An 18,670-nucleotide genomic window follows, 5' to 3' on the forward strand; every position below is an offset into this window, starting at 1 on the left:
CCCATATAGGGCACGACTTCGAAGATGACGGCGATCATGACAGCACCAGCTTTGCGTGAGGAGCGGAGACATTTTTGAGGAAGATGCGATCCTCCTTCAGGATGAAGCCTTCGCGTCTGGCAAATTCATAATTCTCGCGGCCGAGCGGGTCGGAAGCCAGCCTGGCGCGATAGGCTTCGTAGGCGGCGAGGCTTTCGATATTGTAGACGCCGTAAGCCGTCGTTGCCGATCCCTCATGCGGGCCGTAATAGCCGATCAGATCGGCGCCGTTTCGCGGGATCGCCTGGCCCCAGTTGCGGGCATATTCGGCAAACGCCTCCTTCTTGAAGGGGTCGATCTGATAGCGGATGAAGCAGGTGATCATATCGTTTCTCCTTTGCTGTCTCAGTGCTCTCCTGGGCCGTTTTCGCACATTGCCTGACGGCGATGCTTCGGTTACGATCGAACTATGAAGGAAGGCCCTGACATTGCGCAGATCGGCGCGCTCATCGGCGATCCCGCCCGCGCCAACATGCTGGCGGCACTCACCGGCGGCCGGGCGCTGACGGCGACCGAGCTTGCCGGCGTCGGCGGCATCACCGTACAGACGGCGAGCACGCATCTCGCCAAGCTCGAAGCCGGCGGGCTGCTTGCCCAGCGCAAGCAGGGCCGCCATCGCTATTTCACGCTGGCCGACGAGGCCGTCGCCCGGCTGATCGAAAGCATGATGGGCTTTGCCGCCGGACGCGGCCATCTGCGCCACCAGCCGGGACCGAAGGAACCGGCGCTGCGCAAGGCGCGCATCTGCTACGATCACCTTGCCGGCGATTACGGCGTACGCATGCTCGACAGCCTGATTGCCTCCGGCTCGATCGATGCGGTCGGCGACGGCCTGGCGCTGACGGAAAAGGGTGAAAGCGATCTCAAATGCATCGGCATCGATGTTCGCGACCTCAGATCGTCGCGCCGGCCGCTCTGCCGCTCCTGCCTCGACTGGAGCGAAAGACGCGCCCACCTCGCCGGCAGCCTCGGCAAGGCCCTGCTTTCAAGCTTCCTCGACAAAGGCTGGGCGCGGCGCACGGCGGAAAGCCGCTCGATCCTGTTTTCGCCGGACGGCGACCGGCAGTTCCTCATGCTTTTTCCGATTGATGGGTAGGTTTGTTACGGATCTACAAAAGATTCAAGTTCAGCATCCACCTCCCTCACGCACCTGCCCTCTTTTCATCCTCCTGCCGCACATGCGCGCGCAGCGCCGCCAGCGTGAGCGCTAGCGCCGCGTGATTGCTCTCGGCTTCACCAAGCACGCTTTCACCCTCCTTGGTCTCGCGCAACTGCGCACCGTAGAGCGACTCGTCCGCTGTCTGGCGGCCGCGGGCGAGGTGCCAAACCGCATCCGGCCGGACTTCCCGGCACAGGTCGATGGCATGATTGACGTCGTGTGTGAAGGGTCGCGCCATCAGGAAGCCGTGCTCTGACTTGATACTGCTCGGCAGGTAATCGTTAGGACCGTCGAAATCGTTGGGCTCGGCCGGCCGGAGTTGCTTCAACAGAAAGGCACAGGTGATGAAGGCGTCGATCCGGCTGTCGGGCATGTCAGTCTTTTCCAGGGTTTCGATGATGTCCTCGATTGTCATGCTGTCTTCCTCTTCATCCATTCTCTAGGCGCCGCTTGTTCTCCTCCCAAGAGCGGCGGTGGCGTCCTCCTCGATCGCCATCTAGTGCATGAGTTTGCCAAAGGTAGTCCCCGGGCTGCGGTTCGTCTGCCATGACGCGGATTTGATGGATGTCGCGCCGTCCTCAACGCGGTAACAGGCTTGCCTGCTGCCAGACCATTCTCTCGATGCTCGCAAGCTATCGGCGACTTGCCTCTAGCAGCCTTTCTTCCTCATCTTCCTTTCGATCTTGGCTCTCTTGTCGGTGCCATCCCCGGCATGCTTTCCGCCGGTCAGGGCATTATCCTTCATCGCCTGCAGCTGCGCACAGCTTCGGTGCTTGCCCTTGGCGATAACGTCGGTGGATGTGAAGGCAAACAGCAGCGCTACGGCTGCCGCCGGTCGGACGAAAGCTGAAAGCCTCATTGTCCCTCTCCTCTTGCGCATGCATGGTACGCCCCAGACCGTGAAGCAGCAATGAGCCTCGACGATCCCCCGGCACTCGCGGAGGTCCGTCATTCTATCGGCATCGGGCATCCGCTCGACCCACAAAGAGCTCAACTTCTCATCGAAAGTGAAATTTGCGCTGCAACCTATTGTTTTCGCGCCGCTAAGCGACACGCTGCTGAGAAATCATTAAGCATGTTCTGGTACTCTCACCTTCTAAATTAACGAGAGAGCCCTATCATGGCGTCGATCCAGCATAAGATCATCATTGCGAGCATCGCGATTTTCGGGTTGGCGGGCGGCGCGACTGGCGTCGGCATCTGGTCCGCCTCGACCCTCTCCGAAAACAACGCCGACGTTGCCCGGTCGGCACAGATCCTGCGCAACCACATGCAGGCCGACATGATGCATGACGCAATGCGCGCGGACGTGCTGGCATCCATGCTGGCGTCCAATCCGGCAGCCGGCATAGAAGCTGCCGGGGTGAAGGCGGATCTGGCGGAGCACGACGCGTCGTTCCGCGAGATGATTGCTGCCAACAAGGCGCTTGCCGCCGACGAAAAGACCAAAGCGCTGCTTGCCAGCATCGAACCTCCCCTTCTGACCTATGTCGAAAGCGCCAAGAAGATCGTCGATCTGGCGAGCCAGGATCCCTCGGCGGCATTGAAGGCCTTGCCCGAATTCATGCAGCAGTTCTCGACGCTGGAAACGGCCATGGAACAGGCCGGGGATGAGATCACCGCGGCGTCGGACGAAATTTCCAAGCATAGCGCCGACATAAAGGCGTCGGTCGATATTGTTCTGAAAGCACTTCTCGCCGCGGCCGCGCTGTTTGCGCTCGGCCTCTATTTCCTGACCCGCAAGACCGTCACCAAACCAATCCTTTCGCTTTCTAACGACATGCAAAAGCTTGCCGGTGGTGACACAGCCATTGCCTGCACCGGGATCGGCCGCACCGATGAAATCGGAACGATGGCATCGGCCGTCGAAATCTTCCGCCAGGCGGCGATTGCCAACAAGCAGCTTGAGCAAGACGCCGAGGCAGCCCGATTGCAGGGCGAAGCCGAGCGGGTCACGGCGCGCAAGCAGGCTGACGAAGACGCCGCCGAACGGCTGCGGGCGGCGACATCGGGCCTCGCCGCAGGCTTGAAGCGCCTTGCATCCGGCGATCTCGCCTTCCAGATCGACGAGCCCTTCGCCCCCGACTTTGAGAGCCTCCGGCATGATTTCAACATGTCGATCCGGCAGCTCGATCAGACGCTCAGCGCCATCGCAACCGCCATTGCCGCGATCGACGAAGGCACAAGGGAAATCGCATCCGGGGCCGGCGATCTGTCGAAACGAACCGAACAGCAGGCAGCCTCTCTCGAAGAAACCGCCGCAGCGCTCGATCAGATCACCGCCAATGTCTCGAACTCGAGCAAGCGGACCGACGAGGCACGCACTGAAGCGACCGATGCCAACCGCAACGCCGCCAAGTCTTCCGAGGTCGTGTCGCATGCCGAAGAAGCCATGCGCCGCATCGAGGCTTCGTCCCAGCAGATCTCCAGCATTATCGGCGTGATCGACGAGATCGCCTTCCAGACCAATCTGCTGGCACTGAACGCCGGCGTCGAAGCGGCACGCGCCGGAGACGCGGGCAAGGGTTTTGCGGTGGTGGCGCAGGAAGTTCGCGAACTCGCCCAGAGATCGGCGCAGGCGGCAAAGGAAATCAAAGGCCACATCCAGAAATCGTCGGTGGAAGTGGAAAGCGGCGTCAAACTGGTTCTCGATACCAGCCAGGTTCTGAAGGCGATCAGCGAGCAGATTGCCCGCATCAATCAGCACATGGATGCCATCGCCGTATCGGCCAGAGAGCAGTCGACCGGCCTTGCCGAAGTCAACACCGCCGTCAATTCCATGGACCAGGTGACCCAGCAGAACGCAGCGATGGTGGAGCAATCCACCGCGGCATCCGGCCAGCTTGCCCAGGAAGCTGCCAAGCTGCGCGAACTGGTTTCCCGGTTCAGGCTTCGGGCGACGGCCTCGACGCAATCTGCAGCGGGACGCCGGGGTGGGCAGCTGGCGGCCTGACGGCTGCTATCTGCTCGCCATTTGTCCATTCCCGCGACGTCGCGGGGACCTCAGATCATCGCGGTCGCCGCTCCTGCCTCGACTGTAACGAAAGGCGGGCTCATCTTGCCGGCAGTCTCGGCGGGTCCCTGCTGCCAGTTTCTTCGACAAAGGCTGGGCGCGCCGGACGGCGGAAAGTCGCGCCATCATCTTCTCGGCGGAAGGCGGCGGGCAGTCACTGCACTCTTCAGCAGATCTGGCAGCAGAGCCTATCCAAGAGGGCAAGTGATAAATCAGATCAAAGCCCGCTACCCCCTCGCCCGCAGCATCGAGGACATGCGGAGCACCCTGATATCAATAGGTTCGTTTGTAGGTCAAAAAAGGCAAAAGATTCAAACCGTCATTCGAAATACAAATCAAATAATAAATGGTTGCGTTGACTCAAATATGCTACCTGTTGTTTAATGACGACGTCATTAACGGAGGAATGCAAGATGTCCGTCACGTTAAACTCTCCAATATCATGGAAAAACCCATCGGCTGATGACAGCACTATGCTCGACAATCTTCAGCCAAACATCATCAAGGCGCATGTTCGTGAGTTTTTGACTCTGTTTTTTCTGCGGTTTGACGATAAGGAGGCTGCGAAAAGCTTCCTTCGGGCAATTTCCACGACGCTGATGAAATCGGCAAAGCAACATTTAATGGAAATTGAAGCATTCAAAGCCAAACCTTCGACGCCGGGAACGCCGTACATTGGGCTTGGCCTTACTGACGCGGGCTATCAAGCCCTCCAAATCGCCCAAAGGCCGAGCGATCCGATATTCCGCGCGGGTATGCAAAAATCCGACTTGAATGACCCTGATGTCAGCAGGTGGGATTCTTATTTTCGCCATCCCATCCATGCGGTCGTTTTGGTGGGAGATATGCTCAATGACACCAAGGTCACTGCTCACGATCAGGTGGTAGACTTGATCCAAGCCTCGCAAGGGGTAACAATCGTAGGGACGCAAGATGGCCTGGGCCTTCACAATGACAATGAAGAAGGTATCGAACACTTTGGCTATGTCGATGGGCGCAGCCAGCCGCTGTTTCTGCTGGAAGACATCGACGCGGAAGAAAACGCGACAGATGGGATTGCGAACTGGGATCCGGCTTTCCCATTAGAACAGGTTATTGTTCCTGATCCAGCAGCGCCCGATCCGGCCGTTCATTTCGGAAGTTACTTCGTATACCGGAAGCTGGAACAAAACGTCCGCCGCTTCAAAAGGCAAGAGCAGAAACTTGCAGATCGCTTGTTCGGATCTGATGACGAAAGGGCCGGCGCCATGGTCGTCGGGCGCTTTGAGGACGGAACGCCGGTCACGATGCAGTCAGAAGACGGAGTTGAGTCACCCGTCCCGAACAACTTCAACTACTTCAGCGACAAGAGCGGCGCGAAGTGTCCCTTTTCAGGGCATATCCGAAAAACCAATCCGCGAGGGTCGGGCGGGTTCGAAAACAGTGCTGGCGAGCGAAAGCACCTCATGGCCCGACGCGGCCAAACCTATGGCGTGCGAACAGATAATCCGAACGATGGCAAGATCGAGAACAAACCGAGTAAATACGTCGGCCTGCTGTTCATGGCGTTCAACAGTGACATAGGCAATCAATTCGAATTCACGCAGAAAAATTGGGCCAACAATCCCGGTTTCCCAGCCGTTCCGGCTGGCTTTCCACCGCCTGGGGTCGATCCGGTCATCGGTCAAACAAAACAAGATGCTGCGCGACCAGATATGGAAGGAGCTGCCATCTGGGGTGATCCCAGCTCCCTCAAGACCGTTGCAACCGTTCCTCAAGCGGTGAAGATGAAGGGAGGCGAATATTTCTTTATGCCGTCCCTCGCGTTTCTGAGCTCGCTTTAAACTTGCCATGACGTCGGCGGGCAATCCTGCCGACGTCATTCCACCGTCATCTCCAGGCACTCTCACCTTATAGCGCCGCGCACGATGCTAGGCGAGCATTCGGCTGATGCGGCTTGCGATTGTGCCTTCCGGTTCCCTCCCCATGCGCGTTCGGTGGCGAGCGAGTTCCTGCTTGTCGAGGCCGGGATGATGGCGGCCAACGCCGCCGATCCGGCAGCGACGCCGGAGCCGGTCGCTTGCCGCATCGCAGCCATGCTTGAGATCAGGTTGAGCTTTGGCCGGGCATCGTGTAAAGCCGCAGCATTCCCGGACAAGACCCAGGCTTCCAGCCCAGACTTTCAGCAAGGCGTGAACATATGGACGGCTTCGACCTCATCATCTTCGACTGCGACGGCGTTCTCGTCGATTCGGAAATCATCGCGGCGGAAGTCGAATCAGCGCTTCTGACGGAGGCCGGATATCCGATCGGCGTCGAAGAAATGGGCGAGCGCTTCGCCGGCATGACATGGCGCAACATCCTGCTGCAGATCGAGCGCGAGGCGAGCATCCCGTTTTCGGCCTCGCTGCTCGATAAGTCAGAGAAGATGCTCGACCTCAGGCTGGCGCAGGACGTCCAGGCCATTCCGGGCGTCGAATTCGCTGTCTCCAGGCTGCCGATCAAGCGCTGCATCTGCTCGAATTCGAGCACCAAGCGGCTCGACATGATGCTGACCAAGGTGGGCCTGAAGCCGCTTTTTGCGCCGAACATTTTCTCCGCCAAGGACCTTGGCCCCGACCGCGCCAAGCCGAAGCCCGACATCTTCCTGCATGGCGCAAGCCAGATGGGTGTTTCGCCTGACAAGGTTGTTGTGGTCGAGGATTCCGTGCACGGCGTGCATGCGGCGCGCGCCGCCGGCATGCGCGTCATCGGTTTTACCGGCGCCTCGCACAGCTATCCCGCCCATGCCGACAAATTGACGGATGCCGGCGCCGAAACGGCAATCTCCCGCATGAACGACCTGCCGGGCGTCGTCGCCGCACTGGCGGCCTGGGACAACGTTCTCTGAGGCTCCCGAAGCGCCTCAAGCCCGCTCTTGTCAATGCGACGAATAACGGAGATCAGCTCTCCGAGCCGGTAAGCTGCACGCTATGTCAATGGGTAGCGGATCGGGTCAGCACCAGCACTTCCCCGTCGGCGGGTATCAGCAATCTGGAAGCAGGAATGCCGCGCGCCTCTGCCGCGCGACGCAAATCCTCACGGCCAATTGTTGCGTGATCGAGCGCCTCCATGTGGGTGGCAATCACAAGGCTGGACGCGGCGATTTCGCAAACTGCGATCGTTTCCTCGGCATTCATGACAATGAGGTCGCCATTCCATAACGCGCCACAGGAATGGGTGATGAGGATATCGGGACTCGTCGCGCGGATGACGTCGGTGACCGGCGGATAGAGCACGGTGTCGCCAGCCCAGTAGATCGAAGGTTCGCCCGCTGCTTCGAGGCTGAAACCCATGACCGAGCCCATCTCTTCGAGAACGGGACCAAGCCCATGGCTGCCTTCGCGGCGCGTGAGCGTCAGACCTTCCCAAGTCGCCATATCGGTCAATGGCGAGACCTCGGTGAATCCTGCTCCGCGAATTTCCGCTTCGTCGCCAGGTTGGCAGATAATCGGCATGTGCTTCGGCACATGCTCCATCGCCACCTCGTCGAAATGATCCTCGTGCAGGTGCGAGACGATCACCAGTTCCACGCCATCGAGGATCTTATCGATGCTGACAGGAAGCTCGACCAGTGGGTTCGGCGAGCGACCGGCAAAAGAAGGCTGGCTGTGCTTCGGAGCGAAATAGGGATCGATCAGCACCGTGCGGCCAGCGTAGTCGAGCTTCAAGGTCGCGTTTCGGATCAACTGGAGCTTCATGGCAACATTCTCCCTGCGGCACCTGTCCTGAGATGATCGTCGCAGTTGCTGGCGTGAAATCAAGTCGGCCAGCGATCCATCGGTGCGCGGGAGACGAGATTAAAGCCGATGCGAAAAATGAGTGTTGCTTTCGATCTTTCGCGCCGATGGTTGCCCCTCACCCTGACCTTACCGGGGTCGAGGCACGTGGCTCGACCCACGCAGAGGTGGCGGCAGCCGGATGAGGGCCGATGTCAGGTCGAAGCCCGAATTGCTTTAGCTGCTCTTCTTGGTCTTTGCCGGCTGGGTGTCGAAGCCGACATTGACGCGCACCAGGGCGCCGGAGCCGACCGGCATCTTGATGCCGTCCTTGCGGAAGATGACCTGCGCACCCGGCGTGCCCGGCGGGATCTCGGTCGGGAACTTGGTGACCTCGGAATAAAGCACGGTCTCGCCGTCGAGGACGGAGATGCGGATCGGCAGCGTCACCGGGCCCGGCGTACCGGCCGGGCCGGCAACGAGGCGCAATTGGGCGACAACCGTCATCGTCAGGTTCGTGTCGTTCAGCGTGCACTGGCGGGTGTAATCGCCGAAGGAGGCCTGGAAGACGACCTGCTGCGGATCGTCTTTCTTGCCCTTGGCATAGGTGCGGAAGATCGCGTCCTGGTCACGCATGAAGATCTGCGGGCAGGCGCCCTGGACGACGGGGGCGACCGTGCCCTGCGCCGTCGTGGCGGTGCCGATCGAAGGATTGTTCGAAGAGGGGTTGGCGGGCGCCAGCGGCATGATCTGGGCGGTGCCGTTCGGCTGGGTCGTCGGCGGTGACGACTTGCTGTCGCCGCCTATGCCGAGCGAGTTGCAACCAGTCAGCAGGGCAAGAAAAGATGCGGAGACGATGAGACGCGAGACCTTGCCGAGCACCATATTCCATCCCTTGTACAAGCGTTTCTTGGAGGCCCCATGTCTTTTTCGCGAGGCCTTTCATGACGGTTTGCGATGGTCTATATCAGCGGCGCAAACAAAAATCGATTGGGTAAGCGCCGTTTTGATGCACTTTTCGACGCCGGATGCGGGCAAGTTCAAAAGCATACAAGCAGAGCCCTGCCCGCAGGGCGGCCCCTTTTCGATTTCCGGCCCAGATTTCCGGCAGAGCGGGCCATGGCGCGCCCGGCCGGATTTCCTCCAGCGATAGATCAAGGATGACGAACGTGGACTATATCTCGACCCGCGGCGAGGCCCCTTCCCTCGGCTTTTGCGACGCCCTTTTGACGGGGCTGGCGCGCGACGGCGGGCTCTACGTTCCCTCGAAATGGCCGAGCTTTTCCAAGAAGGAGATCCGGGCGCTCAGGGGCAAGACCTATCAGGAGATCGCCTTCACCATCCTGTCGCCCTTCACCAATGGCGAGATCCCCGACGACACCTTCCGGGCGATGATCGACGAGGCCTATGGCACTTTCCGCCATCCGGCGATCGCGCCGCTCGTCCAGACCGGGCCGAACAGCTTCGTCATGGAGCTTTTCCACGGCACGACGCTCGCCTTCAAGGACGTGGCGATGCAACTGCTTGCCCGGCTGATGGATTATGCGCTCGAGAAGCGCGGCGAGCGGGCGACGATCGTCGGCGCCACCTCGGGCGATACCGGCGGGGCTGCGATCGACGCTTTCGCCGGCCGCGAGCGCACCGACATCTTCATCCTCTTCCCGCACGGCAAGGTCTCGCCGGTGCAGCAACGGCAGATGACGACCTCGCCGTCACCCAATGTGCATGCGCTTGCCGTCGAGGGCAATTTCGACGATTGCCAGAACCTCGTGAAGGCGATGTTCAACGACGTGGCTTTCCGCGACAAGGTCAGACTGTCAGGGGTCAACTCGATCAACTGGGCGCGGATCATGGCCCAGATCGTCTATTATTTCACGGCGGCGGTGGCGCTTGGCGGCCCGGACCGGAAGATCTCGTTCACGGTGCCTACAGGCAATTTCGGCGATATTTTCGCCGGCTACTGCGCCAAGCGCATGGGCCTGCCGATCGACAGGCTGGTGATCGCCACCAACGAGAACGACATTCTGGCGCGGGCGCTGAAGACCGGCCGCTACGACATGAAGGCGGTCAAGGCGACGAGTTCGCCGTCGATGGACATCCAGATCTCCTCGAACTTCGAACGGCTGCTCTTCGAAGCCTATGACCGCGACGCCGCGAAGGTGCGCGCGGCGATGGAAAGCCTCAAGCAATCCAACGGCTTCGAGATCGGTGCGCAAGCGCTGAAGGCGATCCGCCGCGACTTCCGCGCCGGGCGCGCCAGCGAGAAGCAAGTGGCAGAGACGATCCGCCAGACCCATGCCGAGACCGGCTATCTGCTGGATCCGCATTCGGCGATCGGCGTCTTCGTCGCGCAGAAGAAAGAAAAGCCGAATACGCCGATGGTGACGCTTTCGACCGCGCATCCGGCGAAATTCCCCGCCGCCGTAAAATCCGCCTGCGGTATTGACCCGGCGCTTCCGACGTGGCTTGCTGATCTGATGCACAGGGAGGAGCGTTTCCAGATCATCAAACCGGAGCTGAAAGCCGTTGAGACTTTTATCGGCAAGCATGCCCGYGGCGAGACGACAGCAGGCGCAGAAAGATAGCCAATGACAGTTGAGTGCACCCGGCTTAAATCCGGGCTGACAGTAGTCACAGAGACCATGCCGCATCTTGAAAGCGTTGCGCTCGGAGTCTGGATCAAATCGGGATCGCGTAACGAGACGGATAACGAGCACGGCATCGCTCATCTGCTCGAACACATGGCCTTCAAGGGCACGGCGCGCCGCACGGCCCGCCAGATTGCCGAGGAGATCGAGGATGTCGGCGGCGAAGTCAATGCCGCGACCTCGACCGAGACGACCTCCTATTATGCCCGCGTGCTCAAGGACTACGTGCCGCTTGCCGTCGACATCCTCGCCGACATCCTGACCGAATCGGCCTTCGAGGAAGAGGAGCTGGAGCGCGAGAAGCAGGTGATCCTGCAGGAGATCAACGCCGCCAACGACACGCCCGACGACGTGGTGTTCGACCGGTTCTCCGAGGTCGCCTACCGCGACCAGACGCTCGGCCGGGCGATCCTCGGCACGCCGGAGACCGTCGTCTCCTTCACGCCGCAGCAGATCCGTGGCTATCTCAGCCGCAACTACACGACCGACCGCATGTTCGTGGTCGCCACCGGCGCCGTCGAGCATGACGAATTCCTGCGCATGGTCGAGGATCGTTTCGCGAGCCTGCCGACGGCCCCTTCAGCGCCGCCCGTCATGGAACCGGCGCGTTATATCGGCGGCAGCGTGCGCGAACCCCGCGACCTGATGGACGCGCAGATCCTGCTCGGCTTCGAAGGCAAGCCTTACCACGCCCGCGATTTCTACTGCTCGCAGATCCTCGCCAATATCCTTGGCGGCGGCATGTCGTCCAGGCTCTTCCAGGAAGTGCGCGAGTTCCGCGGCCTCTGTTATTCCGTCTATGCCTTCCACTGGGGCTTTTCCGACACCGGCATCTTCGGCATTCATGCCGCGACCGGCGGTGAAAACCTGCCGGAGCTGGTGCCGGTCATCATCGACGAGCTGCACAAATCAGCCGATCAGATCCACCAGAAGGAAATCGAGCGCGCCCGCGCCCAGATCCGCGCCCAGCTGTTGATGGGTGCGGAAAGCCCGGCGGCCCGCGCCGGCCAGATCGCAAGGCAGATGATGCTTTACGGCCGGCCGATCTCCAATCCGGAGATGATGGAGCGGCTGGAGGGCATCACCATCGAGCGGCTGACCGACCTCGCCGGCCGGCTGTTCTATGACACGGTGCCGACGCTTTCGGCGATCGGTCCGTTGGAACAGCTCGCGCCGATGGAAGACATCACCGCCTCGCTTTCGGTCCCGGCGTCGAAGACGCTGCAGGCAAGCCGCTGAGCCGACGTCTGTCCTGCCGGGAGTGATCGATGCCAAAATCGGTTTTTCGGTTCCTGTCGCGGCAGCCGGAAGCGGTGGAGCTGGAGAACGACAGATATCTCCTGCGCCTGCCGCGCTATCAGGATTTCAACCAGTGGCACCGGCTGCGCGCCGAAAGCCGCAAGTTCCTGGAACCCTGGGAGCCGACCTGGCGGCGCGACGAGCTGACGGAGGGCGCCTACCGCGCCCGCGTCGTCCGTGGCAAGCAGGAATATGCCTCGGGCCAGGCAGTACCGCTGTTCATTTTCCTGAAAGGCGACATGACGCTCGTCGGCGGTGTCACCATCGGCTACATCAGAAGGGGTGCGGCACAAAGCTGCATGATCGGCTACTGGATGGGCGAACGCCATGCCGGCCAGGGGCATATGTTCGCCGCCCTTCAATTGGTTATTCCTTACATCTTCGCCGGGCTTGAGTTGCACCGTATCGAAGCAGCCTGTATTCCAGATAACGCGCGCAGCATTCGTCTGCTTGAAAAAGCCGGGTTTCAACAGGAAGGCTATCTGCGCGGATATTTAAAGATCAACGGTCAGTGGCATGACCATGTGATGTTTTCACGTCTCGCCACCGATACGGATAAAGGCAGGAAAACCGACAGCCGATGACAAGAGACCGCATGCTGCCCAAGTCACCGTCCGGACGAGTGATCGCGGTGATCGCAGCCTTTTTCCTGGCGGCCTTCGCCTTCGTGGCGGGTGTTGCCCAGGCGGCCGAACCTGTTAAAATTTCCCGTGACGATACCGCGCTCGATCTGACCGCGACGACCGAGATCTACGCCAACCAGGGCGAGGCCTTCCAGGTTTCGACGGCGGCCGGCGCCGACGGCATCCGCCGCCGCATCGAGGTCAGGGCAAGCTCGGAGAACCATCAGGGCGACTGGGCGGTGTTTGCGCTCGCCAACGTCTCGGAGGAACAGCTCGAGCGCGTCATCGTCGCGCCGCATTTCCGTCTGGTCAATTCCAAACTGTTCTGGCCGGATCTCGGCTCGCAGCGCATCAGCGCCATTACCCCGAGCGAAGGTTTTGCGCTCGATCGGCAGCCGAGCGACGAGGCCGATGTCTTTCGCATCACGCTGAACCCCGGCGCCGTCATCACCTTCGTCGCCGAACTGTCGACGCCGGAGCTGCCGCAGATCTATCTCTGGGAACCCGACGCCTACAAGGACACGATCAACGCCTTCACGCTCTATCGCGGCATCGTGCTCGGCATTGCCGGCCTGCTCGCCGTGTTCCTGACCATCCTCTTCGTCGTCAAGGGCACCTCGATGCTGCCGGCGACGGCGGCCCTTGCCTGGGCGGTGCTCGGCTATATCTGCGTCGACTTCGGTTTCCTCGGCAAGCTGATCAGCGTCGCTTCGGCCGACCAGCGAATATGGCGCGCCTGTGCGGAGGTGGCGCTGGCGTCGAGTTTCGTCATCTTCCTGTTCACTTATCTCAACCTCAACCGCTGGCATGCGCATCTCGGCTACGCGACGCTTGCCTGGGTGCTTGGCCTTGCCCTGCTCTTTGGCGTGGCGATCTATGATCCGTCGATTGCCGCCGGCATCGCCAGACTTTCCTTCGCGCTGACGGCGACGATGGGGCTGCTGCTGATCATCTATCTCGGCTTCAACCGCTATGACCGCGCCATCCTGCTGGTGCCGGCCTGGGCGCTGATCCTGGTGTGGCTGTTCGGGGCGTGGCTGACGGTCACCGGACGGCTCGACAACGACATCATCCAGCCCGCACTCGGCGGCGGCCTGGTGCTCATCGTGCTTCTGATCGGCTTCACCGTCATGCAGCATGCTTTTGCCGGCGGCGCCTTCCAGCAGGGCCTGTTTTCCGATCTCGAGCGGCAATCGCTGGCGCTGACCGGCTCCGGCGACATGGTGTGGGATTGGGACGTGGCGCGCGACCGCGTCGTCACCATTCCCGACGTCTCGATCAAGCTCGGCCTGTCGCCGGGCGCCATGCATGGCGCGGCGCGCAACTGGCTGCCGCGGCTGCATCCCGACGACCGCGACCGCTTCCGCGCCACGCTCGACGTGCTGCTCGAACATCGCCGCGGGCGGCTGAACCACGAGTTCCGCATCCGCGCCGAGGACGGGCATTTCCACTGGCTCTTGATCCGCGCCCGGCCGGTGCTCGGCTCGAACGGCGAAATCATCCGCTGCGTCGGCACGATCGTCGACGTGACCGAACAGAAGAATTCCATCGAGCGGCTGCTGCATGATGCGCTGCACGACAATCTGACCGGCCTGCCGAACCGGCAGGTCTTCCTCGACCGGCTGCAGTCGGTGCTGGCGCTGGCGCCGGGCGGCGACACGCTGCGCCCGACTGTCATGGTGATCGACATCGACCGCTACAAGCTGGTCAATGATTCGCTCGGCGTTGCCGCCGGCGACAACATCCTCATCGCACTGACGCGGCGGCTGCGCCGGCTGTTGAAACCGCAGGACACGCTGGCTCGGCTTGCCGGCGACCAGTTCGGCCTCATCCTGGTTTCCGAGCACAATCCGGCCAAGGTCGCCGATTTCGCCGATGCGATCAGCAAGGCGATCATGGTGCCGATCAACTTCGCCAATCGCGAAATCATCCTGACCGCCTCGGTCGGCCTCGCCTCCTGGGTCGACCGGCAGGAGAGCGCCACCGGCCTGCTCAGCGACGCCGAGCTTGCGATGTACCGGGCAAAACGGGCCGGCGGCAACCGTGTCGAACCGTTCCAGCCGGCCTTCCGCGACTTCGGCACCGACCGGCTGCAGCTCGAAACGGATCTGCGCCGCGCCATCGAACGCAAGGAATTGTCGATGGTCTACCAGCCGATCGCCCGGCTGGAGGATGTCGAGGTCGCCGGTTTCGAGGCATTGATGCGCTGGGAACATCCCAAGCGCGGCAATATTCCGCCATCCGAATTCATTCCGATCGCCGAGGCCTCCGATCTTATCGGCCCGCTCGGCATGTTCGCGCTGGAACAGGCGACCAACGACCTGATGAGCTGGCAGCACCAGACCGGCGAACTGCCGATCTTCGTCTCGATCAATCTGTCGAGCGTGCAGCTGCTCAACAACGAGCTCTATGACGACGTGCGTTCGGTTCTCGCCAAGACGCATTGCCAGCCCTCGCGCCTCAAGCTCGAACTGACGGAATCCATGGTGATGGAAAATCCGGAACAGGCCCGGCTGGTGCTGCAGAAGCTGAAGGAAGCCGGCATTGGGCTCGCACTCGACGATTTCGGCACCGGATATTCGTCGCTCGCCTACCTCACCCGCTTCCCCTTCGACATGATCAAGCTCGACAAGGCGCTGGTGCGCGACGGCAGCGACAAGAAGGCGACCGTGCTCCGGTCGGTGATATCAATGGCGCGCGAACTTGAGATGAAGGTGGTGGCGGAGGGGATCGAATCCAACGAGGATGCGATCGAACTCGCCAAGATGGGCTGCAACTACGGCCAGAGCTACCTTTTCGGCCCGCCGATCCCGTCGGAATCGGTGCTACGGCTGCTGCGGGACCGGTTTCCGCTGACGAAACGGGCGTGAGCGGAGCGGTTGGTCTCGGCGGTTTCCTCGGAAGCAACCAAAGGCCGCCTTCGGCCCGAGGCGGACATCTGTTTGTTGTTGAGGGATGCGGCTACTTTGCGCCGTCTTGTTGGTCGTTAAGACACCCGGTTTCTCGTTCTGAGAGCTGCCGGTCGACTACGAAAGCGATAATGCCGCCTGTGAGTCGTTCAGGCGACTAGCGTTCCCGCAATAATCGAGTGCCTCCCATCCCATTCTCAATACTTTCAGGGCGTCAGGTGAGTTGAGCGAGGATATCGTCGACGACACTTGGGACAGTACCCGTCGTGTCGATATTGATGCCGATGGGAAGATATTCCCGGGTATGATGATAGCGGAGCACCAGCGTCCGCTCGGCCGGCTCGAAGCCCGGCTCATTTGGCCGCCCATCCAATCGTCGGTTTAAAGTCTCAACGTCTATGTCGAGCACGAAAACCTTATCGAAAAGGTCGAGGAATTTGTGGAAATTGCGCGAGCCGCCACAGAAGAAAGTGGCAGGATGGGTGGTGTCGGCAGCAATAGCGCTGACCTTGTCGACACGCCAGATCCAGTGGGCGTATCCCCAAACGATGCGGTCCGCGCCTTCGGGTGGTCGTGCGAGTGCCTGGCCCGTCTCGGGGTCGCCGACATAGGCCAAGACCCGGTCACCATGGACGACATGGTAGCCCCGCCGCTCCAGTTCGGTAGCGATAGACGTTTTCCCAGTGCCGGAACCGCCTTCGATCAAATAGTTCTTGATTCCCATAGGCGCCGCTTATCATGGACTTCGATCTGGTGAAAAGACACTCTCCCTAAGAACGCGTCGCCAAAGAAATGGCAGCCCCTCTCACTGCTCACGTATGTATTCCGAGCGGCCAATCCTTGGCCGACCAGATCCTCTTAGATCATACCAAGATCGACAACACTTCAGGTACCCGGGGGGTGGATATTGAGGATGCACTGGAACTAGAGCCTTTCCGGCTGGGTGACGGGTCTTCGTTGCTGGGCTGTATCCGTCAGAACCACTCGCCTTCGATGGTTCAAGCCCTCATCCGGGGGGTTTTGGCAAACACACTAAGACCGAGCCATTCCTGCATGTCGCGCGCGAGGACCCTGTCCCCTTCAAGTTTCAGCGTTTCTGCATCGGTTTCCTGACGTATGGTCGTGAGGCCCATCCAAATTGCGGTCATCGAACGGAGCGACCCTTCAACGAGAAGGTCTACATCATAGCCCGGATCGAAGTTGCAGAGATCGACTTTTCCGTTTTCGACCACAAGCCACCAGCTCTTTTGCGCGGCCGAAAGTTCCGGGTACAGAAACTGTATCGTACAACGGCGGGTCGGAAGTCTTCTTGTATCGAGGCTCCGCCGCATGTCCCACATGAGCAGAGAAGGGTCGAGATTCTTCAAGGAAAGTCGCGATTCCATCCACCGTTGAGCCCAATTTCCGAGACCTATGATCAGAGGTCTCAATTCTTCGCCCGCTGCCGTGAGTTGGTAATCGGCAATGCCGTTCGCACTCCTTGTCACCGTGATGACGCCCGATTGTTCCAGTTCTTTCAGGCGTTTTGATAGGAGTGCCGGAGACATTTTTGGTAGACCGCGACGCAACTCATTAAAGCGCGTCGATCCGCAAAGGAATTCGCGGACGACCAAGGTCGTCCACCGCGAGCAGAGGATTTCCGACGCCATTGATACTGGACAGAATTGCCCGTAGCCGTCACGCTCTACCATAAGGACCTCCACCGGTCTGGATCAGGCACAATATTGTAAAACAACCGGTCCGCCAAATGCTCCTTGCCCAGCCATACGGCGGCGGCGTTCAGTACAGTTCGTGTACTAGCCGCAATTGTGAAACGAGCGCAGAGTCTCAATCCTCACGAGATAGGAGGCATTGATATGCTCGGGCTTACAGAACCAAAACAGAACCTTGCCGGCGGTCGGACCATTGTCGAACTAACCAATTCGGTCCTGCCCACCATCGCGCAACGCGCCGCATCGATCGACGAGAGCGACACCTTCGTCGGCGAGAATTACGCGCTTCTAAAGGAATCTGGACTCGTGCGGGCAGGCGTTCCAATCGAATTGGGCGGGCTGGGCGCGGAAGTGCCCGAACTTTCTGAGATGCTCAAATCCATTGCTCGTGCATGTGGGTCCACTGCGCTTGCCTTTTCCATGCATACCCATCAAGTCGCCATCCCCGCCTGGCGCTGGCGGCATCAAAAGGTGGCCGCGGTGGAGCCGCTCCTGAGACGTGTTGCATCGGAGCAAATCATATTGCTCTCGAGCGGCGGATCGGACTGGATCGGCGGATCGGGCAAGGCCATGAAAGTTGATGGCGGATACCGGATCACCGCGCGTAAACGCTTCACTTCCGGCGCGGCGGCAGGAAACATCCTGATGACCGGTGCTGTTTATGAAGAACAGGACGGCGCGCGCTCCGTCATCCATTTCGGCGTTCCGATGGCATCGCCAGAGGTTTCGATAGAGGATACGTGGCGAACACTTGGAATGAGGGGAACCGGGTCAAACGATGTCATCATCGAAAACCTCTTCGTGCCGGATGCCAGTGTCGCATTTTCCAGAAGCGCGGGGCAATGGCATCCAGTATTTCAAGTCATCGGCACGATCGCGTTTCCTCTGATCTACGCGGTCTATCTTGGCGTCGCCGAGAGCGCCCGCGACATCGCAGTCAAGATGGTCCGTAGCAAGGCCAACAACGATCATGTGATCGGGTTGGTCGGGCGCATGGAAACGTCTCTGAGGGCCGCACAGATCGCGCATCGCTGGATGTTAGAGGTAGTTGCTCGAAACGAACCGTCCGCGGAAACCGTCAACGAGGTTATGATCGGCCGTTCCTTGGTCGCACGGCACGCTATCGAGGTGACGGAGCTTGCAATGGAGGTCGCAGGCGGCGCGGCATTCTATCGAGAGAACGGGCTGGAGCGCTGCTTCCGTGACATACAGGGCGCTCGCTATCATCCGATGCAGCCCGGAGCCCAGGCGCAATACGCGGGTTCATTCGCGCTCGGACTTCCCACCGCGAAGGTTTTCTAGCGCCTGGCGCAACGACAAACTCCGCGGAATCATAGGCTAGGTGGGTCGTTTGACGTCCAGAATTCGAATGGACGAGCCCCGCCAGCAGGGACGACAGAGCAACCTCTTGTGCGCTTTGGCGCCGATATGCGACCTCGACCACGGCAGCAATGCGCCCCCATGTCGGCCACAGAGGGGATCTTTGCCTTCGCCCGGAAGCCGACATTGCGGTGACCACCTAGAGTTCATA

At 60.5% G+C, this 18,670-nt stretch carries 16 protein-coding genes and 1 pseudogene; 10 read left to right on the forward strand and 7 right to left on the reverse strand.

The genetic code is table 11. From position 1 onward, the window contains the following. Positions 1-34: 34 nt before the first annotated feature. Positions 35-364: an NIPSNAP family protein gene (locus tag AC1D1Z_RS04705; protein ID WP_442182412.1), complete on the reverse strand. Its 330-nt coding sequence runs from the start codon at positions 362-364 to the stop codon at positions 35-37. Between the two features lie 84 nt (positions 365-448). Between AC1D1Z_RS04705 and AC1D1Z_RS04710 the strand changes: the two genes are divergently transcribed. Then, entirely contained in the window at positions 449-1,135 is a 687-nt protein-coding gene (locus AC1D1Z_RS04710) for an ArsR/SmtB family transcription factor (protein WP_477849647.1), read from the forward strand. Between the two features lie 46 nt (positions 1,136-1,181). Here the strand turns inward: AC1D1Z_RS04710 and AC1D1Z_RS04715 are convergent, their stop codons facing one another. Together AC1D1Z_RS04715 and AC1D1Z_RS04720 are read right to left on the reverse strand one after the other, a co-directional pair. Next, positions 1,182-1,613 carry a hypothetical protein gene (locus AC1D1Z_RS04715; RefSeq protein ID WP_026231108.1) on the reverse strand — a complete coding sequence of 144 codons (432 nt, stop codon included), beginning with the start codon at positions 1,611-1,613 and terminating at the stop codon, positions 1,182-1,184. A gap of 234 nt (positions 1,614-1,847) precedes the next feature. Further along, entirely contained in the window at positions 1,848-2,057 is a 210-nt protein-coding gene (locus AC1D1Z_RS04720; protein ID WP_018245157.1) for a hypothetical protein, read from the reverse strand. Positions 2,058-2,318: 261 nt separating this feature from the next. Here AC1D1Z_RS04720 and AC1D1Z_RS04725 point away from each other — a divergent pair, with 261 nt between their 5' ends. From AC1D1Z_RS04725 to AC1D1Z_RS04740, 4 genes and pseudogenes are all read left to right on the forward strand, one after another. Then, positions 2,319-4,151 carry a methyl-accepting chemotaxis protein gene (locus AC1D1Z_RS04725; RefSeq protein WP_477849648.1) on the forward strand — a complete coding sequence of 611 codons (1,833 nt, stop codon included), beginning with the start codon at positions 2,319-2,321 and terminating at the stop codon, positions 4,149-4,151. A 68-nt stretch (positions 4,152-4,219) separates the two neighbouring features. Next, positions 4,220-4,419, forward strand: a pseudogene (locus AC1D1Z_RS04730) (hypothetical protein); the annotation flags it as partial. Between the two features lie 265 nt (positions 4,420-4,684). Next, positions 4,685-6,034 carry a Dyp-type peroxidase gene (locus tag AC1D1Z_RS04735; protein WP_477849650.1) on the forward strand — a complete coding sequence of 450 codons (1,350 nt, stop codon included), beginning with the start codon at positions 4,685-4,687 and terminating at the stop codon, positions 6,032-6,034. Between the two features lie 356 nt (positions 6,035-6,390). Further along, positions 6,391-7,080 carry an HAD family hydrolase gene (locus AC1D1Z_RS04740; protein ID WP_028734823.1) on the forward strand — a complete coding sequence of 230 codons (690 nt, stop codon included), beginning with the start codon at positions 6,391-6,393 and terminating at the stop codon, positions 7,078-7,080. Positions 7,081-7,165: 85 nt separating this feature from the next. Here the strand turns inward: AC1D1Z_RS04740 and AC1D1Z_RS04745 are convergent, their stop codons facing one another. Continuing rightward, positions 7,166-7,930 (reverse strand): MBL fold metallo-hydrolase, encoded by a 765-nt coding sequence (locus AC1D1Z_RS04745; RefSeq protein ID WP_130715784.1) that lies wholly within the window; start codon positions 7,928-7,930, stop codon positions 7,166-7,168. A 255-nt stretch (positions 7,931-8,185) separates the two neighbouring features. Continuing rightward, positions 8,186-8,833, reverse strand: coding sequence for a hypothetical protein (locus tag AC1D1Z_RS04750; RefSeq protein WP_477849652.1), 648 nt, complete (start codon positions 8,831-8,833; stop codon positions 8,186-8,188). Positions 8,834-9,108: 275 nt separating this feature from the next. On the opposite strand from AC1D1Z_RS04750, the gene thrC reads away from it, so the two are divergent. From thrC to AC1D1Z_RS04770, 4 genes are read left to right on the forward strand one after another with little or no spacing between them, the layout of a single operon-like run. Continuing rightward, entirely contained in the window at positions 9,109-10,533 is a 1,425-nt protein-coding gene (gene thrC, locus AC1D1Z_RS04755; protein ID WP_446995869.1) for a threonine synthase, read from the forward strand. A 3-nt stretch (positions 10,534-10,536) separates the two neighbouring features. Continuing rightward, on the forward strand, positions 10,537-11,835 hold the full coding sequence (locus tag AC1D1Z_RS04760; RefSeq protein ID WP_026231110.1) for a M16 family metallopeptidase: 1,299 nt from the start codon (positions 10,537-10,539) through the stop codon (positions 11,833-11,835). Positions 11,836-11,864: 29 nt separating this feature from the next. Further along, positions 11,865-12,479: a GNAT family N-acetyltransferase gene (locus tag AC1D1Z_RS04765; protein WP_018245151.1), complete on the forward strand. Its 615-nt coding sequence runs from the start codon at positions 11,865-11,867 to the stop codon at positions 12,477-12,479. After that, positions 12,476-15,388, forward strand: a complete 2,913-nt coding sequence (locus AC1D1Z_RS04770) for a sensor domain-containing phosphodiesterase (protein WP_130715783.1) — start codon at positions 12,476-12,478, stop codon at positions 15,386-15,388. The genes AC1D1Z_RS04765 and AC1D1Z_RS04770 overlap by 4 nt, the downstream gene beginning before the upstream one ends. 253 nt (positions 15,389-15,641) lie before the next feature. Here AC1D1Z_RS04770 and AC1D1Z_RS04775 read toward each other — a convergent pair whose 3' ends face one another. Next, entirely contained in the window at positions 15,642-16,151 is a 510-nt protein-coding gene (locus AC1D1Z_RS04775) for a DEAD/DEAH box helicase family protein (RefSeq protein ID WP_477849655.1), read from the reverse strand. Between the two features lie 274 nt (positions 16,152-16,425). After that, positions 16,426-17,118, reverse strand: coding sequence for a winged helix-turn-helix transcriptional regulator (locus tag AC1D1Z_RS04780; protein ID WP_018245148.1), 693 nt, complete (start codon positions 17,116-17,118; stop codon positions 16,426-16,428). 165 nt (positions 17,119-17,283) lie between these two features. Here AC1D1Z_RS04780 and AC1D1Z_RS04785 point away from each other — a divergent pair, with 165 nt between their 5' ends. Further along, the gene (locus tag AC1D1Z_RS04785; protein WP_477849656.1) at positions 17,284-18,441 is read left to right on the forward strand and encodes an acyl-CoA dehydrogenase family protein; all 1,158 of its coding nucleotides are present in this window, start codon (positions 17,284-17,286) and stop codon (positions 18,439-18,441) included. Positions 18,442-18,670: the final 229 nt, after the last annotated feature.

The sequence above is a fragment of the Rhizobium sp. P1_E1 genome, assembly GCF_056406015.1.

Excerpts from the sequence above, each read along its gene's own strand:
- AC1D1Z_RS04775 (WP_477849655.1), bottom strand. The coding sequence starts at position 16,151 with ATGGGAATCAAGAACTATTTGATCGAAGGCGGTTCCGGCACTGGGAAA.
- AC1D1Z_RS04715 (WP_026231108.1), bottom strand. The coding sequence starts at position 1,613 with ATGACAATCGAGGACATCATCGAAACCCTGGAAAAGACTGACATGCCC.
- AC1D1Z_RS04710 (WP_477849647.1), top strand. The coding sequence starts at position 449 with ATGAAGGAAGGCCCTGACATTGCGCAGATCGGCGCGCTCATCGGCGAT.
- AC1D1Z_RS04720 (WP_018245157.1), bottom strand. The coding sequence starts at position 2,057 with ATGAGGCTTTCAGCTTTCGTCCGACCGGCGGCAGCCGTAGCGCTGCTG.
- AC1D1Z_RS04725 (WP_477849648.1), top strand. The coding sequence starts at position 2,319 with ATGGCGTCGATCCAGCATAAGATCATCATTGCGAGCATCGCGATTTTC.
- AC1D1Z_RS04735 (WP_477849650.1), top strand. The coding sequence starts at position 4,685 with ATGCTCGACAATCTTCAGCCAAACATCATCAAGGCGCATGTTCGTGAG.
- AC1D1Z_RS04750 (WP_477849652.1), bottom strand. The coding sequence starts at position 8,833 with ATGGTGCTCGGCAAGGTCTCGCGTCTCATCGTCTCCGCATCTTTTCTT.
- AC1D1Z_RS04770 (WP_130715783.1), top strand. The coding sequence starts at position 12,476 with ATGACAAGAGACCGCATGCTGCCCAAGTCACCGTCCGGACGAGTGATC.
- AC1D1Z_RS04780 (WP_018245148.1), bottom strand. The coding sequence starts at position 17,118 with ATGGTAGAGCGTGACGGCTACGGGCAATTCTGTCCAGTATCAATGGCG.
- AC1D1Z_RS04745 (WP_130715784.1), bottom strand. The coding sequence starts at position 7,930 with ATGAAGCTCCAGTTGATCCGAAACGCGACCTTGAAGCTCGACTACGCT.
- AC1D1Z_RS04740 (WP_028734823.1), top strand. The coding sequence starts at position 6,391 with ATGGACGGCTTCGACCTCATCATCTTCGACTGCGACGGCGTTCTCGTC.
- AC1D1Z_RS04705 (WP_442182412.1), bottom strand. The coding sequence starts at position 364 with ATGATCACCTGCTTCATCCGCTATCAGATCGACCCCTTCAAGAAGGAG.
- AC1D1Z_RS04765 (WP_018245151.1), top strand. The coding sequence starts at position 11,865 with ATGCCAAAATCGGTTTTTCGGTTCCTGTCGCGGCAGCCGGAAGCGGTG.
- AC1D1Z_RS04785 (WP_477849656.1), top strand. The coding sequence starts at position 17,284 with ATGCTCGGGCTTACAGAACCAAAACAGAACCTTGCCGGCGGTCGGACC.
- AC1D1Z_RS04760 (WP_026231110.1), top strand. The coding sequence starts at position 10,537 with ATGACAGTTGAGTGCACCCGGCTTAAATCCGGGCTGACAGTAGTCACA.